General features: G+C 28.2%; 14 protein-coding genes. 9 read left to right on the top strand and 5 right to left on the bottom strand.

The features are described 5' to 3' along the window. Positions 1-400: 400 nt before the first annotated feature. The 5 genes from I1A51_RS17510 (at position 401) to I1A51_RS17490 (ending at position 9490) form a co-directional block, all read left to right on the top strand. A complete protein-coding gene (locus I1A51_RS17510; RefSeq protein WP_196896228.1) occupies positions 401-2791 on the top strand; it encodes an outer membrane beta-barrel protein in 2391 nt (796 codons plus the stop codon). Positions 2792-3004: 213 nt separating this feature from the next. Then, a complete protein-coding gene (locus I1A51_RS17505; RefSeq protein ID WP_196896226.1) occupies positions 3005-3223 on the top strand; it encodes a hypothetical protein in 219 nt (72 codons plus the stop codon). 167 nt (positions 3224-3390) lie between these two features. Continuing rightward, positions 3391-4701 carry a radical SAM/SPASM domain-containing protein gene (locus I1A51_RS17500; protein ID WP_196896224.1) on the top strand — a complete coding sequence of 437 codons (1311 nt, stop codon included), beginning with the start codon at positions 3391-3393 and terminating at the stop codon, positions 4699-4701. Next, positions 4679-6907 carry a peptidase domain-containing ABC transporter gene (locus I1A51_RS17495; protein WP_196896223.1) on the top strand — a complete coding sequence of 743 codons (2229 nt, stop codon included), beginning with the start codon at positions 4679-4681 and terminating at the stop codon, positions 6905-6907. Before I1A51_RS17500 ends, I1A51_RS17495 begins: the two co-directional genes overlap by 23 nt. A 348-nt stretch (positions 6908-7255) precedes the next feature. Then, positions 7256-9490: an NADP-dependent isocitrate dehydrogenase gene (locus tag I1A51_RS17490; RefSeq protein WP_196896221.1), complete on the top strand. Its 2235-nt coding sequence runs from the start codon at positions 7256-7258 to the stop codon at positions 9488-9490. 57 nt (positions 9491-9547) lie between these two features. On the opposite strand, the gene I1A51_RS17485 is transcribed toward I1A51_RS17490, so the two are convergent. The 5 genes from I1A51_RS17485 to mutY form a co-directional block, all read right to left on the bottom strand. After that, positions 9548-10456: an alpha/beta hydrolase family protein gene (locus I1A51_RS17485; RefSeq protein WP_196896219.1), complete on the bottom strand. Its 909-nt coding sequence runs from the start codon at positions 10454-10456 to the stop codon at positions 9548-9550. A gap of 123 nt (positions 10457-10579) precedes the next feature. Beyond that, positions 10580-11155 carry a gliding motility lipoprotein GldD gene (gene gldD, locus I1A51_RS17480; RefSeq protein ID WP_196896218.1) on the bottom strand — a complete coding sequence of 192 codons (576 nt, stop codon included), beginning with the start codon at positions 11153-11155 and terminating at the stop codon, positions 10580-10582. Continuing rightward, positions 11133-12479, bottom strand: coding sequence for a gliding motility-associated protein GldE (gene gldE / locus I1A51_RS17475; RefSeq protein ID WP_196896216.1), 1347 nt, complete (start codon positions 12477-12479; stop codon positions 11133-11135). The genes gldD and gldE overlap by 23 nt, the downstream gene beginning before the upstream one ends. Positions 12480-12499: 20 nt before the next feature. Beyond that, a complete protein-coding gene (locus tag I1A51_RS17470) occupies positions 12500-12937 on the bottom strand; it encodes a single-stranded DNA-binding protein (protein ID WP_196896214.1) in 438 nt (145 codons plus the stop codon). Between the two features lie 12 nt (positions 12938-12949). Then, complete coding sequence (mutY, locus tag I1A51_RS17465; protein WP_196896212.1) at positions 12950-14014, bottom strand: A/G-specific adenine glycosylase; 1065 nt, start codon at positions 14012-14014, stop codon at positions 12950-12952. A gap of 132 nt (positions 14015-14146) precedes the next feature. Between mutY and I1A51_RS17460 the strand changes: the two genes are divergently transcribed. The 4 genes from I1A51_RS17460 (at position 14147) to I1A51_RS17445 (ending at position 20475) form a co-directional block, all read left to right on the top strand. Beyond that, positions 14147-14443 (top strand): HU family DNA-binding protein, encoded by a 297-nt coding sequence (locus I1A51_RS17460; RefSeq protein WP_196896210.1) that lies wholly within the window; start codon positions 14147-14149, stop codon positions 14441-14443. 252 nt (positions 14444-14695) lie between these two features. After that, entirely contained in the window at positions 14696-16225 is a 1530-nt protein-coding gene (locus tag I1A51_RS17455) for an Rne/Rng family ribonuclease (protein ID WP_196896208.1), read from the top strand. 148 nt (positions 16226-16373) lie between these two features. Then, entirely contained in the window at positions 16374-18590 is a 2217-nt protein-coding gene (locus I1A51_RS17450) for an Ig-like domain-containing protein (RefSeq protein WP_196896207.1), read from the top strand. Between the two features lie 31 nt (positions 18591-18621). Continuing rightward, positions 18622-20475, top strand: coding sequence for a PorP/SprF family type IX secretion system membrane protein (locus tag I1A51_RS17445; protein ID WP_196896206.1), 1854 nt, complete (start codon positions 18622-18624; stop codon positions 20473-20475). Positions 20476-20507: the final 32 nt, after the last annotated feature.

The raw sequence follows: 20507 nt of genomic DNA, 5'->3' as shown, positions 1-20507 counted from the left end.
CTTTTGATTTATATATAATAGATGGAATTTCATTTATGTTTGGCTTTGGTTACGCTCAGCTACCTCGCATTTCTTCATTTTCTTGTTTTTGTTTGAAAAACGGTTGCGTTAGGGATTGAAATGAAAAGCTTTTGGTTTTGTAAAAATAGAATTCTAGGAAACGGAGGCGACTAGAAGAAGCCCACGGATGACATAGAAATTCTTTTTTACAAAAACTAAACTTGTAGTGAAAAGCCCGACCTTTAGTTTGGGTGGAGTTAGGAGAAAGGGAACGCCTTAAAAAGAATAAAAATTTTTATATAAGTAAGGTTTAACCTTACCATTTGTATGGTTTATAATGATAAGATATTGAATTATAATGTTTTAATTTAACATATCGAAGAAATACATACCATAAAACATGAAATTAAGAATATTATTTATCTTTTTATTTGGAATTAACATTGTTTATTCACAGGTAGAAATCAAAGGTCTTGTAAAAGATACTTTAAATCAACCAATCGAATTTGCAAATGTAGTTTTAAAGAAGTTAGATGGTAGAATTATTTCAGGAACGACAACAGATCAGAATGGGAAATTTCAATTAAAGTCAGGAAAGGAAGAATTTATATTACAAGTAAGTTATTTTGGATATAAAGAATGGAAAAGAGAAATTGCTGTAAAAGATGAATTAATTTTATTTGAAGATATAATTTTAAGAGAAACAAATAATTTATTAGGAGAGGTAATTATCACATCTAATAAAAATAAAATTATTAAAAAAGTAGATAGATTAGTTTTTGACGTACGTAATACGATTGTTGACAAGTTTAATGGAGATGCAGTTGATATATTAAGTATAACTCCGAGTGTAATAATAGAAGATGAATCCATAAATATTTTTGGAAAAGAAAAAGTAATTGTATTGATAAATGGAAGAGATACAAATTTGACAGGTGTAAATTTATCTTCTTTATTAAAAACAATGAAAGCATCAGAGATAGAAAGTATAGAAGTGATGTCAAATCCACCTGCAAAATATGATGCAGAAGGAAATGTAGGAATTGTTAATATAATTACAAGAAAAAGAGAAATAAATTATTGGAGTTCGAATGTGACAGCTTCTTATAGACAAGGAGAATATGCTTTTGGAGAATATCTTGGAGCTTTTAATTATATGAAAGATAAATTATCTTTTTCAGCTGGATTTTTCTACACAAAAGGAAATTATGGAGGAGAGGAGAACAGCACTATTTTTTATCCAGAAAGAAAGTGGAAACAGACGACAGATTATAAGTTTGCTAAAAATTTCTTATCAACTAGATTTTCTATTGATTATGAAATAACAAAGAAATGGAGTATTGGAGGTCAATTTATTGGAAATTATAATAAACCAGATCAAAATGATGAAAGTATTGTATTTATTGAAGATTCTTTTGGATTTGATAGAGAACAAATAACGAATAATGGAAATCAGAGACGTAAAAGAGATTTAAATTCAATTAATTTTCATTCCGTATTTGATTTAAATAAGAACAGAAATTTAAATTTTGATCTAGATTATTTTAAATATACATCTTACGATGATAGAACGGTTACTTCTACACGTTTTCCATTGTTTGATAGTCCAGATTCAATTTTTGAAGAAAGTGAGATTATATCTGATATAACACAAGATATTACAAATATATCATCAAAAATTGATGTTACATATCCATATAAAAATTACAATATTAATTTTGGAGGAAAAGCATCATTTTCCAAAACAAAAAACGATTTATCCTTATTAGGAATTCAAGATGTAAATGATCAATTTGATGTTTTTGAATACAAAGAAGATATTCAAGCATTATATGTTTCTGCAAGTAATAACTTTGGATTAAAAAACTGGAGTTTTAAAGCAGGATTACGAGCTGAAAATACAGAAATAGTAATTGACAATATTACTTTGTCTAATAAAAGTACAAATTCATATTTAAAACTTTTTCCAACTCTATATGTAAATTATTCTCCAACTAAAAAGCATAATCTTTCATTGAATTATGGAAAAAGAATTTATAGACCAGGATTTCGATCTTTAAATCCATTTAGAATTTATACAACACCATACACATATTCAGAGGGAAATCCGAATTTAGTTCCTGTAATTGCAACTAATATTGAATTAGAATCTTTGTATGATGGAAAAAATTATTTTTCTCTTTATTTTGTTTATGAAGAAGATAATTTTGGACAAGTAGTATTATTAAGTCCAGATAATTTAACGCAAGCAGTAACAAGATTAAATTATTTTGATAGTTACTCTATTGGAATTAGAGAAAACTATTTATTAAATAAAGTAAAATGGTTAGAAAGTATTTTTAGAGTAAATTTATTTTACAACCATTCAAATTCTAAAATATATCCTTTAACACCTAAAAGTACTTCAGGTTTTGGAGGGATATTTAATCTAACAAATTATTTTACAATTGATACAAAAAGCAATTCATATGTAGGATTTGATTTTACATATAGAACACCTTTAAACTCCAACGATTTATCTCATAATTTTGAAAGGTATTTGTTTAATGTGTTTGTGAAGTTGTTATTCTTAAAGAAAAAATTAGAAGTTTCGATGAAAGTGAATAACATTTTCAAAGAATATAATTTTAATACTGAAAATTATAGAAATGGTATAAAAACGATGTATGATGGATATTATGATACGAGGTTTTTTAAATTATCATTGACTTATAGTTTTGGAAGTAAGAAAATACGATCAAACAAAAGGCGTGTAACAAATAGCACCGAAAAGAACAGAACTAGTTTTTAAATAAAATAATTTAAAGCCTAATTATAGTGCGCAATATGATTTGGTTTTAAGTTAATGTTGCAACAATTAAGAAGTTTACTTCGAACTTAGATTAAAATAATTAAACGGGAATATTTAAACTTAAATATTTCATGGGGGGTTGTTTTGTCTGACTTGTAAGGATTAAAAAACAAATTATTAACGAGTTTTAAGTAACTTAAAAATTAACAAATTATGAAAAAACAATTTGATATTAAAAAATTTGAGGTTTTAGAAACTTCAAATGAAGTTTTAAAAGGAGGATTTTCAACAGCTTATACTGGAGCAGGATTAGATGCTGCTTTTAAAGAAGCTAAAAACGTTTTATCTAACTGTAGTACAAATAACTGCCATGGTGGAAACTGTGCTTCAGGATGTGGATCAGATAGCCCAAGCTTACCATCTGAGGCTTAATAAGCTTTAATAAGAAAGAACATACCTATTAGGTATGTTCTTTTATTTCTAATTAATAATATTTCACTTATTTAATGTTGAAAATTTAGATGTTACATTAAAGATTAATGTATGAAATGCTGATTGATATAGTGAAAAATTTCCCAAACCACCTTAATTAGTTTACTATGAAATACAGTCAGTTTAATTCGATAATACCGTTTCAAGAGAAATATGCTTTATACAATTCATTTGAAAATAAAGTGATTTTTTTAGAGAATGATTTAAAAGAAATATTAAATGCAGGCGTTGAAGAAGGAATTGAAAATTTACAAGAAATTCATCCAACATTTTATGATTATTTAGTTGAAAATAAATTTGTGATAGATACTTCTATTGATGAAGTTGCTAAGGTAAAGGCGCTTTCAGTAAAAACCGATGAAAATCTAGAGCGATTCAATTTAACAATAAATCCAACGATGAATTGTAATTTTAAATGTTGGTATTGCTATGAAGATCATATTAAAAGTTCTAGACTTGGATCTAGTATGGTTGAAAAAATTAATAAATTCATCACAAGAACTTTACAAGAAGAAGAACTGAAATATTTTTCGCTTTCCTTTTTTGGAGGAGAACCTTTATTATATTTTAAGAGAAATGTGATTCCAATTATGACTCATTTAAAATATGAAGGAATCAAATATGATAAAATTTATAGTATAAGTTTTACAACAAATGGTTATTTGATTGATGATGATTTTATCAACTATTTTAAAGAACAAGAAATTACTTGTAGTCTTCAAATTACTTTAGACGGTTATAGAGAAGAACATGATAAAGTTCGATTTGTGAATAAAACAAAAGGTTCTTATGATGAAATAATTCAAAATATTAAAAAATTACTTGTAAATGAGTTTCACATAAGACTTAGAATTAATTACACAGACAAAAATTTAGAAGATACTTACAAGATTGTTGATGATTTAAGCGATTTAGATCCAGAAATTGTAAAAAAATATTTATTGATAGACTTTCATAGAGTTTGGCAAAATGAACAAGTAGACAATCTTGATATTACATTGAATCGAAATATGGATATCATGAGGAAAAAAGGGTTTGTTGCAAGAGGTTCTTTTAGTGCAAATAATGTTGTTGATTCATGTTATGCAGATAAAAGAAATAGCGCTGTGATTAACTATAATGGTGATTTATTCAAATGTACGGCTAGAGATTTTAAATCAAAAGATAGAGCTGGATTTATTAATGAAGAAGGAGTATTGATTTGGAATGACAATTATATGGAAACTAGAATGACTTCTAAATTTAAAAATAAACCATGTTTAGATTGTCGATTATTAGCAATCTGTAATGGAGGTTGTACACAACATGCAATGGAAAATTTAGATAGTGAATACGGTTATTGTGTTTATTCATTTGATGACGCTCAAAAAGACAAAGTAATTAAAGCAAAAATTGATGAAATTATTCAAACAGTTTAATAAAAAAAACAAATTTACTTTTTACCATCAGCTTACAAGTACAGATTGTGGAGCAGCTTGTTTGTGCATGATTGCAAACTATTTTGGTAAAAAAACAGAATTGAATAGTTTAAAGAAATTTTTTGAATTTACAAGAGTTGGTGTATCTATAAATGATATTGTAGATGTTGCTAAAAAAGTTGGTTTTTCAGCTGTCGTGACTAAGTTAACAACAGAAGAACTTGAAACTATTCCTTTTCCAGTAATTTTATATTGGAAACAAGAACATTTTGTTGTTTACAGAGATTATAAAACCAAAAAGAAATCAAAAATCTTCATTTTGGCAGATCCAGCTTATGGTGAAATTAAAATTGAAGAAGATATATTTGAAAATAATTGGAAAGGAAATAGTGAAAAAGGAATTGCAATTATATTACAACCTGAAGCTGATTTTGATAAAATAATTATTGAGAAAGAAAAAAAGGAAAAACTATTTAATAGTCCAATTTTTTCAGAAGTTAAAAAATTTACGAAGCAAAATAAATTTAGATATTTAATTGCATTTGGATTACTGATGATAAGTTTGGTAGCAAACTGGTTAATTCCATTTATTTTTCAAAATATCATTGATCAGGGAGTTATAGCTAAAAATTTACATATTGTATTTTACTTCTTATTAGCACAAGTTGTATTGTTTATTTCCTATTTTTTATCCGATTTTTTCAGTAGACTGATATTGACAAAATTTAATTTTTCTTTGAGTGTGAATTTAAAGGAAAATATGCTTTTCAAATTGATAAAGCTACCAATTAATTATTTTGATACGAGATTGAATACAGAAACTTTACAAAGAATTGGTGATCAAAATAAAATTCAAAGCTTTGTTACGTGGAAAGGGATGGAACTTGTAGTAAATAGTTTAAATATTTTAATTTTCGGTGGAATTTTAATGTATTATAATTATACCGTTTTTGCTGTTTATTTAGTTTTAAGTGCACTTTCATTTATTTGGGTTATTTTCTTTTTAAATAAGAGAGCAATTCTTGAATACGCAATGTTTTTAAGACAATCTGAAAACTCAAATAAAGTGTATGAATTTATTATGAGTATGCCAGAAATTAAAATTAATAATGCTCAAAATAATTTTATTTCTAAGATTATTCAAATTCAACATAAACTGAACGAATTAGAATTAAAATCTCTTTATTTAAATACTTATCAAGTAATTGGAGTTAACTTTTTAACCAAAATAAAAGAAATTACAGCAATAGGTATTTGTGCCTATTTCATCATTGGAAATCAAATGTCACTGGGTGTACTTTTAAGTATTTCCTATGTGGTCGGACAATTAGTTGGTCCGATGAATAATATGATTGGATTCATAAGAGAAGCTCAAGATGCTAAAATAGCAAATGATAGAATCAATGAAGTTTATTCAACAAAAGAGGAAAATATAGAGAAAGAAGTTGATGTATCACAAAATGAAATAAAGGAAATCGATATAAAAAACTTATCTTTTAAATATCCAGGGAAATTTAGTCCTTATGTATTAAATGAAATAAACTTTAGTATACAAAAAGATTCTGTAACTGCTATTGTAGGTGCAAGCGGAAGTGGAAAAACTACCTTATTAAAACTGCTTTTAGCCTTTTATGATGTAGAGTTTGACTCTATAAATATTGATTCCGTTGATATCAATAGAATTCTCCCAAATTCTTGGAGGAAAAAATGCGGAATTGTGATGCAAGATGGAAATATTTTTAGTGGAACTATAGCTGATAATATTGCAATCTCATCCAAAGAAGTAGATTATGATAAACTTGTGCATTCCTGTGAAATTGCTTGTATTTTAGATTTTATTAAAACACTTCCAATGGGATTTGACACTAAAATTGGAAATTCAGGAATTCAATTGAGCGGTGGACAAAAACAAAGAATTTTAATTGCAAGAGCAGTATATAAAGATCCAGAATTTATTTTCTTAGATGAAGCAACAAGTGCATTAGATGCTGAAAATGAGAAACAAATACAAAATAATTTACAAGAGTTTTTCCAAGGGAAAACAGTAGTAATTATTGCACATAGACTTTCAACAGTAAAATCTGCTGACCAAATAATCGTTCTTAAAAATGGTCAAATAGTAGAAAAAGGAAATCATCAATCTCTTGTTGAAAGTAAAAGTGATTATTTCAATCTTGTAAAAAATCAATTAGAATTAGGAGTATAAAAAATGATTGAATTGTTTAAATTATAAACGATTCATCATTTTTTTATTCTTTAAAAATTACCGCAAAGGTTAAATTTTTTATAAAAAATTAGTTTAATCTTTCAGAAATATAAATGTAGAACTAAATAATTACGATTAAAATTTTATTTTTTTGAAAAAATGAATAGATAAATTTATTTAAATTCATTTTTTTAAAAGAAATAAATGTCATTTCAATATTCTGTTTGTTATCGATAAGACAACCGCTAATTTCTTTAATAAAAGAAAATTGTTTGTTAAATTTACGTCGAAAAAAAATAGCTACACTTTTAAGCTATATAAATATACTTTTTAAACTGAATTTTGATCATGACAACAAAAGCATCCAAGATTATTTATACAAAAACAGATGAAGCACCTGCTTTAGCTACTTATTCATTTTTACCAATCGTTGAAGCATTTGCAGCTTCTTCAGGAATTGAAATGGAAACAAGGGATATTTCTTTAGCAGGAAGAATTATTGCAACTTTCCCAGAGTTTTTAACAGAAGAACAAAGAATTAGCGATGATTTAAAATATTTAGGAGAATTAGCAAAAACTCCAGAAGCTAATATTATTAAATTACCAAATATTAGTGCTTCTATTCCTCAGTTAACTGCTGCAATCAAAGAATTACAAGCTCTTGGATATGCTTTACCAGATTACCCAACTTCTCCAGCAAATGATGAAGAAGAAGCAATCAAAGCTCGTTATGATAAGATTAAAGGTTCTGCTGTAAATCCAGTTTTACGTGAAGGAAATTCAGACAGAAGAGCACCAAAAGCAGTGAAGAATTATGCAAGAAAGCATCCACATAGTATGGGAGCTTGGTCAGCAGATTCAAAATCACATGTTGCAAGTATGGATGCAAATGATTTTAGATCAAGTGAGCAATCAGTTACTGTAGAAAAAGCAACAGATGTAAAAATTGTTTTTGAAGGAGCAAATGGAGAAGAAAAAGTATTAAAACCAAAAGTTTCTTTATTAGATGGTGAAGTAATTGATGCTACAAGAATGAGTAAAAAGGCATTAATAGCTTTCCTAGAAGCACAAATTGAAGATGCAAAAAAGGAAGATATTTTATTTTCTTTACACATGAAAGCAACAATGATGAAAGTTTCAGATCCAATTATTTTTGGACATGCTGTTGAAGCTTTCTTCAAGCCAGTTTTTGAGAAACATAATGATACTTTCAAAGCATTAGGAGTTAATGTTAGAAATGGATTCGGAGATTTAGTTTCTAAAATTGAAAGTTTAGACGAGGCTAAGAAAAATGAAATTAAAGAAGATATCAAAGCATGTATGGCAGAACGTCCAGCATTAGCTATGGTAAATTCAGATAAAGGAATTACAAATTTACATGTTCCTAGTGATGTAATTATTGATGCTTCAATGCCTGCAATGATTCGTACTTCAGGACAAATGTGGAATGCAGAAGGAAAACAACAAGATACAAAAGCAGTAATTCCAGATAGTAGTTATGCTGCGGTTTATCAAGAAACAATTGATTTCTGTAAAGAAAATGGAGCATTTGATCCGACTACAATGGGAACAGTTCCTAATGTAGGATTAATGGCTCAAAAAGCTGAAGAATATGGTTCTCATGATAAAACTTTTGAAATTCCTGGAGAAGGAGTAGTAAAAGTGATTGATGCAAAAGGAAATGTATTAATGACACACAATGTTGAAGAAGGTGATATCTGGAGAATGTGTCAAACGAAAGATTTACCAATTCAAGACTGGGTTAAATTAGCTGTAAATCGTGCAAGAGCAACAAATACACCAGCAGTTTTCTGGTTAGATGAAACAAGAGCTCATGATGCAGAATTAATCAAGAAAGTAAATGCTTACTTACCACAACATGATACAGAAGGATTAGAAATATTAGTTCTTGCTCCAGCAGAAGCTACTCGTTATACATTAGCTAGATTAAAAGATGGAAAAGATACGATTTCAGTTACTGGAAATGTATTGAGAGATTATTTAACAGATTTATTCCCAATTTTAGAATTAGGAACTTCAGCAAAAATGTTATCAATCGTTCCATTGATGAATGGAGGAGGATTATTTGAAACAGGAGCAGGAGGTTCTGCACCAAAACACGTACAACAATTTGAAGAAGAAAACCATTTAAGATGGGATTCTTTAGGAGAATTCTTAGCATTAGCTGTTTCTTTTGAGCATTTAGGAACTACTACTGACAATGCAAAAGCTTTAGTTTTATCTGAAACTTTAGATAATGCAACAAGTACTTTCTTAGAAAATGATAAATCACCTTCAAGAAAAGTAAATGAGTTAGATAATAGAGGTTCTCATTTCTATTTAGCTTTATATTGGGCAGAAGAATTAGCAAAGCAAGATAAAGATGCTGATTTAAAAGCTCATTTTGCTGGAATAGCAGAAGAATTAAAAGCTAATGAAGAAGTAATCGTAAATGAATTAAACGGTGCTCAAGGTGTTGTGATGAATATCGGAGGATACTATGAGCCAAACAAAGAATTAGCTGCAAAAGCAATGCGTCCAAGTGAAACTTTCAACAATGTATTAGCAAAGTTGAACGCATAATCTTAATAAATTTTTAGTAAAAAAAGGCTACAATTTAGATGTTGTAGCCTTTTTTATTTATAGATTTTCTTTAAACCATTGAATTAAAATGGTATTTAATTCTTCATCTTTTCCAGAAAATTTATGGTCTGTATCGAATTTTTTAATTTCAAAATTATAATTAATTTCTCTTAATTTTTCAGCAAGAATTTCCGCTTGTTTTGGATTTACCCTTTTATCTTTTGTTCCATATAAGATCAATAAATTACTTTCTTTATTTAATTCTTCTGTCCAATGAATCACAGAACGATTTTTCAATTCTTGTTCTTTATTTTTAAAATAATCAGGAATTAATAAAGCATAAACTTTAGCTTCCATCATTGGTCTTTCTTGTATGGTTTCTTTTAAATCAGAAACACCATTTCCAACAACAGCAGTTTTAATTTTATCAGACATTTTCAAAGAAAGATACGTCATCATTCCACCTCGAGACCAACCAAACATTCCAATTTTATCAGAATCTGCTTTGTCAATTTCTTTAACTGTTTCTGTAAGATAAAGAACATCATTAATATCATTTCCTCCAAATTCATCTTGTTCTCTGTAACAACTTGCAATGACGATATAACCTTCTTGGACAAGTTTAGAAGAAGCATGAATCATGGAAAAAAGTGTTTTCATTTTTGCTCGATTTCCAATTTCTTTATTTCCTCCACGATTAAAAATAATTACAGGAAATTTTCCTTCTTTTTTTGGTTCAGCAATAATTCCACTCACTATATGCTCATCACTTTTATAAGAAATTACATGGAAATCAATTTTATCAAGATGTTTGTATTTTTCTTTTAAAGTCCCATCTTCTTTGGTAAAAGTTTTCCAAAATTTAAATTTAGAAAGATCTAGATGTTTTTTAGATTGAATTTTTCCATTTTGAGAAAAAACTGAAAAAGTGATAAAAAGTAAAAAAAGTAAAGATTTCGTTTTCATAGAATTAGATTTAATATTTCTATTTTAACGAATAACTACAAGATTTGTAACGAGGAATTTAAAGAAGTAAAAAAGAAATTAAAAAGGCTCAGATCATCCCCATTCTCCAAGCCTTTTCGTTATTTAATTTTTCCAGCGTACAGATTCCATAAGGTGTTGGATATCTTTTTGGATATAATCCACAGCTGGAACAATAGAATCATAATTTGGTCGAACCTCAAAATACAAAGCTCCAGAAAGAACATGATTTACGCTATCTGTCACATGAAATTGAAGATTTGAAGCAACATTTCCATCGATTTTCATCAAACTACCATAAACATTTTCTTCTGCATTTTCGAAAACTTTAGGAGTATTAATTGCGTCTGCTTTTTGTGTATGTTCCCAAGTTAATTTTTCAACATCAAGAAGAATATCATCCAAATTATTATGAACAGGACGATAGGTAATATGTATAGTTGCTTTTAGCTTTGGGTATTTAATTTCTCCCCAACATCTTTGATTAATTCGGAAACTAGCTTCGTCAGAATATTCAAAGATATAAGGACAATTCTCATCGAAAGAAACATAATCAGGTTTTGGATAAGAAAGTCTTAAATAACCATTTGGTTTTGGAATAACTTCATCGTTTTTACAACTGATGAAGAAAAGAGTTAGAATAAAAAAAGAAAAGATTTTATTCAGTTGTATTTTTTTCATTTTTGATTGTTACTTTGATTTGTTTAATACGAGTTCTATCGACGCTTTCAATAGTAAACGTATAATTTTCAAAATTTATTTTTTCGTTCTTTTTAGGAAATCTACCTGAAACTTCTAAAATGAATCCAGCAAGAGATTCTGCTTCTCCTTTTGCTTCTTCAAAAGGTGTATCGTCAATTTCAATTACTTTATAAAAATCTTTTAAAGTAATTTTTCCTTCAAAAACATAATTATTGCTATCAAGTTTAGAATAAGATAAATCATCATTATCGAATTCATCTGTAATATCTCCGACAATCTCTTCGATTACATCTTCTAAAGAAATAATTCCAGAAGTTCCTCCATATTCATCTACAACAATAGCTAAATGATTTTTCATTTCTTGGAAATCACTTAATAAATCATCTAATTTTTTATTTTCTGGAACGAAATAAGGAGTTCGAAGTAAAGTTTTCCAATCGAATTGTTTTTTATGAAGGTGAGGAATTAAATCTTTTGCATAAAGAACACCAACAATTTCGTCAATATTTTCATGATAAACAGGGTTTCTTGAGAATCCGTTTTTAGTAATATTATCTACAACATTTTCAAAAGAATCTTCATCAGAAATTGCACAAATATCGATTCTTGGAGTCATAATTTGACTTGTATCTGTATTTCCGAAAGTAACAATTCCTTCTAAAATTCGTTGTTCGTCTTCAGTTGTTGCATTATTAGAAGTAAGTTCTAAAGCTTCAGAAAGTCTTTCCACAGAAATATCAGATTTATTTTTTTGTAAACCTTTTTCAATGATTTTAGTTATTGCAAGAAGAATGCTTGTTACAAAATGTAAAATCCAATTTAGATAATTAAGAGGAATTGCCATCATTGTGGCGAATTTTAGAGAATTTCTATTTGCATAAACTTTAGGAAGAACTTCTCCAAAAAGTAAAATTAAAAAAGTAGCGATAACAATATCAAATATAGTTTTAAAGCTAATTTTCCAAGATAAAATAGTAAAAGTAGTTTCTTCTCCTGCAAAAATTACAGAACTAATAAAAGAAAGAAGTAATACAATTAAAATATTGATAAAATTATTAAATATAAGAATGGTACCTAATAATTTTTTTGGTTTTTCAAGTAATTTTACAACAAGTTTTTGTTGTGTAGAATTAGAATTTCCTGCTTCATCTAAGTCTTCTCTAGAAAGTGAAAAAAATGCAACTTCAGCTCCAGAGACTAAAGCAGAAAGAATTAAAAGTAATAATAATGCGATTAGATCGATAAAAGCAATCCAATCAAAATTAAAGAATAATGTAATAATACTGGCGGGTCCTGAGTCCAATTAATTATAGTTTTAAGTTATTAAAATGGTAAATCGTCTTCTTCCTTTTTAGGAGAAGGTTTCAAAACTGAATTGTCTTCTGGCACATTTTGAGATCCTTCTTCGTTAGGTTGATTTAAATCTTTTTTAGTTGTCAAGAATGTCATATCTGTAACGTGAATTTCGGTAGTGTATTTTGTCACACCGTCTTGTTCCCATTGTCTAGATTTTATTCGACCTTCACAATAAACTTTATCTCCTTTGGATAAATATTTTTCACAAATTTCAGCTAATTTATTTCGAACAACAATATTGTGCCATTCTGTACTTGTGATTCGTTCACCAGTTTTTTTGTTGACATAAGTTTCATTTGTTGCAAGAGGAAATCTTCCCAAAGAATTTCCTTCTTCAAAATAATGCATTTTTACATCATCACCTAGATGTCCAATCAACATTACTTTATTAAGAGTTCCTGCCATAGCGATTGTAATTTATTTAGTATCAAATGTACTAAAAATTCTTTTTTGTTCGAATTCTTTTATAAAATTATGGATTAAGATTGGAACTGGATATTGATGAATTTCGTCCCAATTTTGAAAATTCTTATTTGAATCGTAAGTGTTTAAAATCCAGAATTTTGTGTAAATATGTTGATGGGATAATTTATGAACAATTGGTTCTTGGTTAAATAAAGAAACAGAATCAATTGTCAAATTATAGTTTTCTAAAATCGATTTTGGCTCAAAAGTATCTTCAAAAATTTCATTTTTTGATTCCCAAAGAGGAAATTGATACATATTTAACCAAATACCTTTAGAAGTTCTTTTTTCAAAAATAGTTTGATTTTTAGGATTAATAGGTATGATATAATTAAAGTGTTTTTTTGAAATTTTTGTTTTCTTTTCTTTAACAGGTAAAACAGAAATTTTGTTTTCAGCTAAGGCGACACAACTATCATTAAAAGGACAAGAATCACAAAGTGGGTTTTTAGGTTTACATTGAATTGCACCAAAATCCATAATTGCTTGATTATAAGTTCCTGGATTCTCTTTACATAATAAAGATTGTGCAACTTCTTTAAAATATTTTATTCCTTTTGTACTATTAATAGGTGTATAAATTCCAAGATATCGAGCTAAAACACGATAAACATTTCCATCAACAACAGCAGTTTTTTCATCAAAACAAATAGAAGCAATAGCCGAAGCAGTATAATCACCAACACCTTTTAATTTGATGATTTCTTTATAAGTGTTTGGAAAATTGCTATTTAGTTCATTTACGATATATTTAGCAGAAAAATGAAGATTTCTAGCTCGAGAATAATATCCTAAACCTTGCCACATTTTTAAGATTGTTTCTTCATCTGCATTTGCCAGATTTTCTACCTCAGGAAATGACGAAACAAATTTCTCATAATAGGACAAACCTTGCTCTATTTTTGTTTGTTGAAGTATAATTTCTGAAATCCAAATGTAATATGGATTTGAAGTTTCGCGCCACGGAAGAAATCTTTTATTTTCTAAGTACCACTTTAACAGTATTTTATGAAACATAAAGCTCTAAAATTTGAAAATGCAATATTAATACTTTTATATCATTAAATTTTAATCATTTAGCTTTTTGAAGTTGATTAAAAAGCTTATATTTGCAGCCTTTAATTTTATTATAAAAAAAATACATACAAAATGACTAAAGCAGATATCGTATCGAACATTTCAGAAAAATCTGGAATTGAAAAAGCTGATGTATTAGCTACTGTTGAGGCTTTCATGGCAGAAGTAAAAGAGTCTCTAGAAAACGGTAATAACGTATATTTACGTGGATTTGGAAGTTTTATCATCAAGAAAAGAGCTGAGAAAACTGGAAGAAATATATCAAAAAACACAACGATAAAAATACCTGCTCACAATATACCTGCTTTCAAACCAGCGAAAGTATTCATTGAAGGAGTAAAGTCTAAAGTAGAAGTTGTAGAAGACTAAAAAGTTCAAATAAATTTATTAACTTAAAACATTTAAGATTATGCCAAGTGGTAAAAAAAGAAAGAGATCAAAAATCTCTACGCACAAACGTAAGAAAAGAGCGAGACAAAACAGACACAAGAAGAAGAAGTAAGCTTTTGCTTACTTTTTCTGATTGAGAGAATGTTCTTTGAAATTATTTTCAATTAGATATTAATTTACTTTAACCAAACCTATTGAGAATTTCAATTAGGTTTATAAAAACAATTCAGAGTGAAAACAGAGTTAATCATTAGATCAAGTTCCTCTGATATTGACTTTGCCTTATTAAAAGATGGTAAATTAATTGAGTTAAATAAAGAAACAAATGATAATAAAATTTCTGTTGGAGATATATTTTTAGCAAAAACAGGAAAAGTATTAAAAGGTTTAAACGCCTCATTTGTTGATGTAGGATATCAGAAAGATGGATTTTTACATTATCATGATTTAGGAGCTCAATTATTATCATTAAATAAGTTTCTTAAAGGAGTAGTTTCAGGTAAAGAGAAAGATTATGCATTAAAAAACTTTCAACCTGAAAAAGATATTGATAAAAACGGAAGCATCACGGAAGTTTTAAAGCCTGGACAGAATATTTTGGTTCAGATTGTAAAAGAACCAATATCTACAAAAGGTCCTCGTATTAGTTCAGAGCTTTCCATTGCAGGAAGGTATTTAGTTTTAGTACCTTTTTCAAACAGAGTATCTGTTTCTCAGAAAATCGGCAATTCAGCCGAAAAAGAACGACTAAAAAGATTGGTCAAAAGCATTAAGCCTAAGGGATTTGGAGTAATTATTCGTACAGTTGCAAAAGATAAAAAAGTAGCTGAGTTGGATAAAGATTTACAAAATTCTTTAGAACGATGGGTGAAAATGTGTGAACGAATTCATAGATGTACACAGACACCGACAAAAATATTAAGTGAATTAAATCGAGCTTCTTCAATTCTAAGAGATGTTTTTAATGATTCTTTTACTAATATAGTAACAGATGATGTAGTGTTACATCAAGAAATAATAGAATATTTAAAGGAAATAGCCCCAGGTAAAGAAACTATTGTTAGACTACATCAATCGAATGTTCCAATTTTTGAAAAATTTGGAATTGAACGACAAATTAAAACTTCCTTTGGAAAAACAGTATCGATGAGCAAAGGTGCTTATTTGGTAATTGAACATACTGAAGCGTTACATGTTATAGATGTAAACTCTGGAAATCGTTCTAACAAGTCTGAATCACAGGCAGATACTGCATTAGAGGTGAATTTAATCGCTGCAACAGAAATTGCAAGACAATTACAATTAAGAGACATGGGGGGAATCATTGTAATTGACTTTATAGATATGCATTCAGCTGAACATAGGCAGAAGCTTTATGAACATTTGCGAGCTGAAATGCAATTTGATAGAACAAAACATAAAATTTTACCTCCTAGTAAATTTGGTTTAGTACAAATAACGAGGCAACGTGTTAGACCAGAAATGAGCATTAATACAAAAGAACCAAATCCAAATGGAGGAGGAGAAATTGATGCACCAATTGTCGTAATAGACAAAATAGAAGGAACTTTAGAAAAAATAATTACAGATAGTAATTATAAAAAGATAACATTAAACGTACATCCATTTGTTGCTGCATATTTAAAGCAAGGAATCATATCCATACAAGTGAAATGGTTTTTAAAATACAAAAAATGGATAAAGATATTACCGAGAGATGCATATCAATATCTACAGTACCGATTTTTTAAGACAAAATAATGTAAGGTAGAGTTATACAATATCGACTAAAAAACCTGTCAAGAAGTTGGCAGGTTTTTTTTTTGATATTTATTTAGTTAGATAAAAATATTTTATGTAATTTTAGCATGTTGAAAAATTGTATTAATTTTTTAAATATTAATTAATTATGTCCCCACAAAAATTATTTCTAAAAGTATTTGTGTTAATATTTTTCATTAGCACATATGTAACTCACTCTCAGACAATTTCAGTTCCACAACTGATGTTTGATAATGCGTGCTCTTCAGCAAATCATGAAAATTTTACGGTAAAAGTTCACACAACACCGGGTTTTGCATCCAGTAACGTTTTTAGACTTCAACTGTCTGATGCAGAAGGAAATTTCAATAATCCAACAGTTGTTAAGGAAATTTCTGGTCAAAATAACATGATTAATCACAACATTACTTTTCAAGTTCCAGAAAACACTCATGGTGAAAACTATAGAGTTAGATTGGTGTCTACACAACCTCAAATTATAGGAGGTGAGTCAGATCCTTTTGGAGCTTATAAGATTCTTGATGCGAACTTAGAATTAAAAGCAGATGGTCAGGTGATGATGTCTACTTCATTAATTAGATGTGGTAGTGTTGAATTATCATTACACCTTACAGATGGAACTGCTTTAAATACTTGTTCATATAACTGGTATAGAAATGGACAATTGATTCCTAATACTTCGTATTCACCTTCTATTTATGTTGAAGAAGAAGGAGAATATTATGCAGAAGTTGATTATGGTATTTGTTCACAAGATAATAGTTATGTTCCAAGAACATTAAAGTTAAATATTAGTTTATCTCCAATTATGCAAGCAGAAATTCTTGGAGGACCACAAGTTAGCTTATGTGAAGGAAATGATTTAGTTCTAAAAGCAATTGATGCTAAACCATATTTTACTTATAAATGGTTTAAAGGAAATGAGGTTGTATTAGAAGGACAAGGTAAACATACTTTAACTGTAGCCGCAGATGATGATCCAATCGGAAATTATAGATATACTGTTAAGAATACTTTCAATTGTGAAAATGAATCAGAAGAAATTGCTGTTTCTTATGGAGTCTTGACTGTAGATTTGAATGTAGATGAAACAGTTGTTCTATTAGATAATCAAACAAAAATTATTTCTGCTAATGCAAATTCAGACAATGTAATTTACAGATGGTTCAAAGATGGGGAACTTATTACAGGTGAAGTTGAAAGTACAATTACTATTTCTGAACAAGGAACATATAAAGTTGCAATAACTTCTTCAGATAACTGTGATGCAACAGTTGAATCTCACGATGTTTTAGTATTAACACCTACAAACATTGAGGTAGGAATTGATATTGAACAAGATGAAGAAGAACAAGATCCTTGTAGTCAATCAGAAGTTTTAATTCAATTATCAAATGCAAAATTTGTATTATCTAATGGAGAGAAAGTTTCATTGACAAGTGATCAAATTTATGAATTAGATATTGAGTGGTATAGAAATAATGAATCTATTCAAAATACAGGAACTGTATTTGCTTTAGAATCATATGAAGACAGTGGAAATTATAGAATTAATGCTTCTTTTGGGGATTATGAAGCATTATCAAATTCAGTTCCAGCTGTATTATTACCAGAATTAGAAATTATTGCAAGTCATGATAAACTTTGCGAAGGTAGTGAAGTAAACTTATCTACTTATCAAAATGAATCATTAACATATAAATGGTATAGAGATAATTCTCCAATCGCAGATTCAAATTCATATATGATTCAAGTAGGAAATGCTGGAACATATTATGTAGAAGTTGAATTAAATGGATGTGTTATTGGAAGTGAATCTTTAGAAATTGAAACGTTTAACGAATCAAGTGTTACAGTTTCTCCTTCTACAAATATTGTAATTAATAGAGGAGAGTTCCAAGATATCATCGTTGAAGGAGCTGAATTTTACGAATGGTATGATACAGATGGTAATTTATTATCAAGTTCATCTATTTATTCAGTAAATGAAGCAGGAGTTTTTACAGTAAAAGCAATGTCTAATGAATGTGAAGTGATTAAAGAAATTACTGTAGAAATGAATGATAATACAAAACAAGAAATTCCAAATGTTGTAACTCCAAATAACGATGGATATAATGATAAATGGGAATTACCTGTTGAGTATACGAATAGTCAAACGAAAGTTCAAATTTTAGATACAAGAGGTAAAACAGTATTTTCTGCTGTTAACTATCAAAATACATGGCCAACTCAGAATGATCTAAGCAAAGCTAATAATTCAAAAAACACACCAGTTTTTTATTATATTATTAAAACAGATAATTCTATCAAGGCTAAAGGAACTATTACTATTATTAGATAGTAATTTTTAAAAATAACTTAACCCCCTTAGAATGCCGAATAAAAAAACTATTATATTAACATTAATTGTATTTATAGGATTATTTAACATTCAGAACACTTATGCTCAAAGTAATGAGGAGCCTCAGGATCCGACTAGAATAGGTGTTTCTATTAATATTCCAACTCACACTTTTGTTAAATATAATAGTTTTTTGTTGAATCCAACTTTCTCATTTATTGTTCAAAAAAATAGAGCAGCGACTTTATATAGCAGAACACAATGGGTTGATTTTGAAAATTCACCTGAAATTCTAATGATTAATTATGCTGGTAGTATAAATGATCGAAGTGGAATTGGGCTTGGAATTTACCAACATACTACAGGTGTAATTAAAAACTTTGGAGGATTGGCAAATTATGCATATGGTATTAGATTGTCTGAAAAGATAATGTTATCATTAGGGTTTAATTTAAATTATTTTAAGAGTGGATTAAATTTGGCTGATATTCAAACATCAGGTGTTTATGATCCATTATTAGAAGAGATAGGAAATGAATCTTTAGTTACATTTGCTCCAGGGTTGAATCTTACTTTTGGAAGTTTTGATGTAGGTGTTTATTCAAATAATTTAGTTGATTATAATTTTAGAACAAAAAAAGAATTAACAAAATTTGATGATAAGACGTTCTCAGGACATTTAATGTATACTAAAAGATTTGATTCTGGAAAATTGTTAAAAAACGGAAGATTAAGTGTTCTTGCTCAAGCTGAGAAAGAAGGACAAGCAGATCCTAGCTATGGAGGAAATGCAATTTTAGAAATTCCAAGAGTATGGATTAATGCAGGTTATAATAGTTTTTATGGAGTATCTGCAGGAATCGGAGTTAATTTTGCTGGAGGAGCTTTATCATTAGGTTACACTATTGAAAAAGGATTGAGTAATGAATTACAATATTTTGGGGCAACTCATGATATTTACTTTAGTTATAATTTCTTGAAAGCAAGTGAAATTAATTTACCACCTTTAGATGTTGAAAAATCTGAAGGAGATCGCTTGGATGAAATACTTAAAGACCGAGAAGAAAGAGATAAAGAGTTAAACGATAAGATTACATCTTTAGAAGAAAAATTAGATAAACTAAATAATAATAATTCAGAAAATAATAATAGGAAAACTAAATCTAGAAATGGAAGTTCTTTAATTCCTAAAATTAAAACGATAATTTTAGATTCAGAAGTAGAAGGATATTATTTGGTTGCATATAACTCAGATTTAGAGGAAGATGCAGAAGAGTTTTCAACTCAAATTAATCAGAGTAGAAATATTTCAGGAAGTAGAGTAATATTTAATCCATATAAAAGAGAATATTATAGTTACTTAAATGTTTATAAATCGAAAAAAGAAGCTCTTGATGAATATTATCAATTAGCAGATGATGATTTTGATGGTTTATGGATTTTAAGAATTATAAATGAAAATAAATCTTTAGGAGATTCAGAAGAAGATTCAAATGATGAAAATGAAAATTCTGAAGAAGATAATTTTGATGGAGAAGATTATGAAAATGAGAATGAAGATGGATATGAAGAAGAATTTGCTAATAATACTCCTAAAGCAAAAACTGAGGAGGAAATTATCAAAGTAGAAATCAAAAGAACTCATAATATTGATCCTGGTTACTATATAATTGCTAATGTATTTTCAAGTGAGAAGAATGCTATGCAGTTTATGAAAAAATTACAACAAAATAATCTAGATGCAAACTATTTTATAAGACCATTAAATAATTTCTATTACGTATATCTAAGAAGGGTAGATTCGAGATCAGAAGCTTTAAAACTTTACCATTCTAGTGTTGATGGAACTTACTTTGATGAAATATGGATATTACTTGTTAAATAAAAATTTATACCCCCGTAAATAATGAAAATAAA

Source organism: Aureivirga marina, assembly GCF_015767265.1.
Classification (GTDB): domain Bacteria; phylum Bacteroidota; class Bacteroidia; order Flavobacteriales; family Flavobacteriaceae; genus Aureivirga; species Aureivirga marina.
The sequence above is the reverse complement of the archived record's forward strand: the minus strand, read 5'-3'. Positions and strand labels throughout refer to the sequence as shown.

Coding starts and splice junctions, on each gene's coding strand:
- I1A51_RS17510 (WP_196896228.1), top strand. CDS start 401: ATGAAATTAAGAATATTATTTATCTTTTTATTTGGAATTAACATTGTT.
- I1A51_RS17505 (WP_196896226.1), top strand. CDS start 3,005: ATGAAAAAACAATTTGATATTAAAAAATTTGAGGTTTTAGAAACTTCA.
- I1A51_RS17500 (WP_196896224.1), top strand. CDS start 3,391: ATGAAATACAGTCAGTTTAATTCGATAATACCGTTTCAAGAGAAATAT.
- I1A51_RS17495 (WP_196896223.1), top strand. CDS start 4,679: ATGAAATTATTCAAACAGTTTAATAAAAAAAACAAATTTACTTTTTAC.
- I1A51_RS17490 (WP_196896221.1), top strand. CDS start 7,256: ATGACAACAAAAGCATCCAAGATTATTTATACAAAAACAGATGAAGCA.
- I1A51_RS17485 (WP_196896219.1), bottom strand. CDS start 10,456: ATGAAAACGAAATCTTTACTTTTTTTACTTTTTATCACTTTTTCAGTT.
- gldD (WP_196896218.1), bottom strand. CDS start 11,155: ATGAAAAAAATACAACTGAATAAAATCTTTTCTTTTTTTATTCTAACT.
- I1A51_RS17470 (WP_196896214.1), bottom strand. CDS start 12,937: ATGGCAGGAACTCTTAATAAAGTAATGTTGATTGGACATCTAGGTGAT.
- mutY (WP_196896212.1), bottom strand. CDS start 14,014: ATGTTTCATAAAATACTGTTAAAGTGGTACTTAGAAAATAAAAGATTT.
- I1A51_RS17460 (WP_196896210.1), top strand. CDS start 14,147: ATGACTAAAGCAGATATCGTATCGAACATTTCAGAAAAATCTGGAATT.
- I1A51_RS17450 (WP_196896207.1), top strand. CDS start 16,374: ATGTCCCCACAAAAATTATTTCTAAAAGTATTTGTGTTAATATTTTTC.
- I1A51_RS17445 (WP_196896206.1), top strand. CDS start 18,622: ATGCCGAATAAAAAAACTATTATATTAACATTAATTGTATTTATAGGA.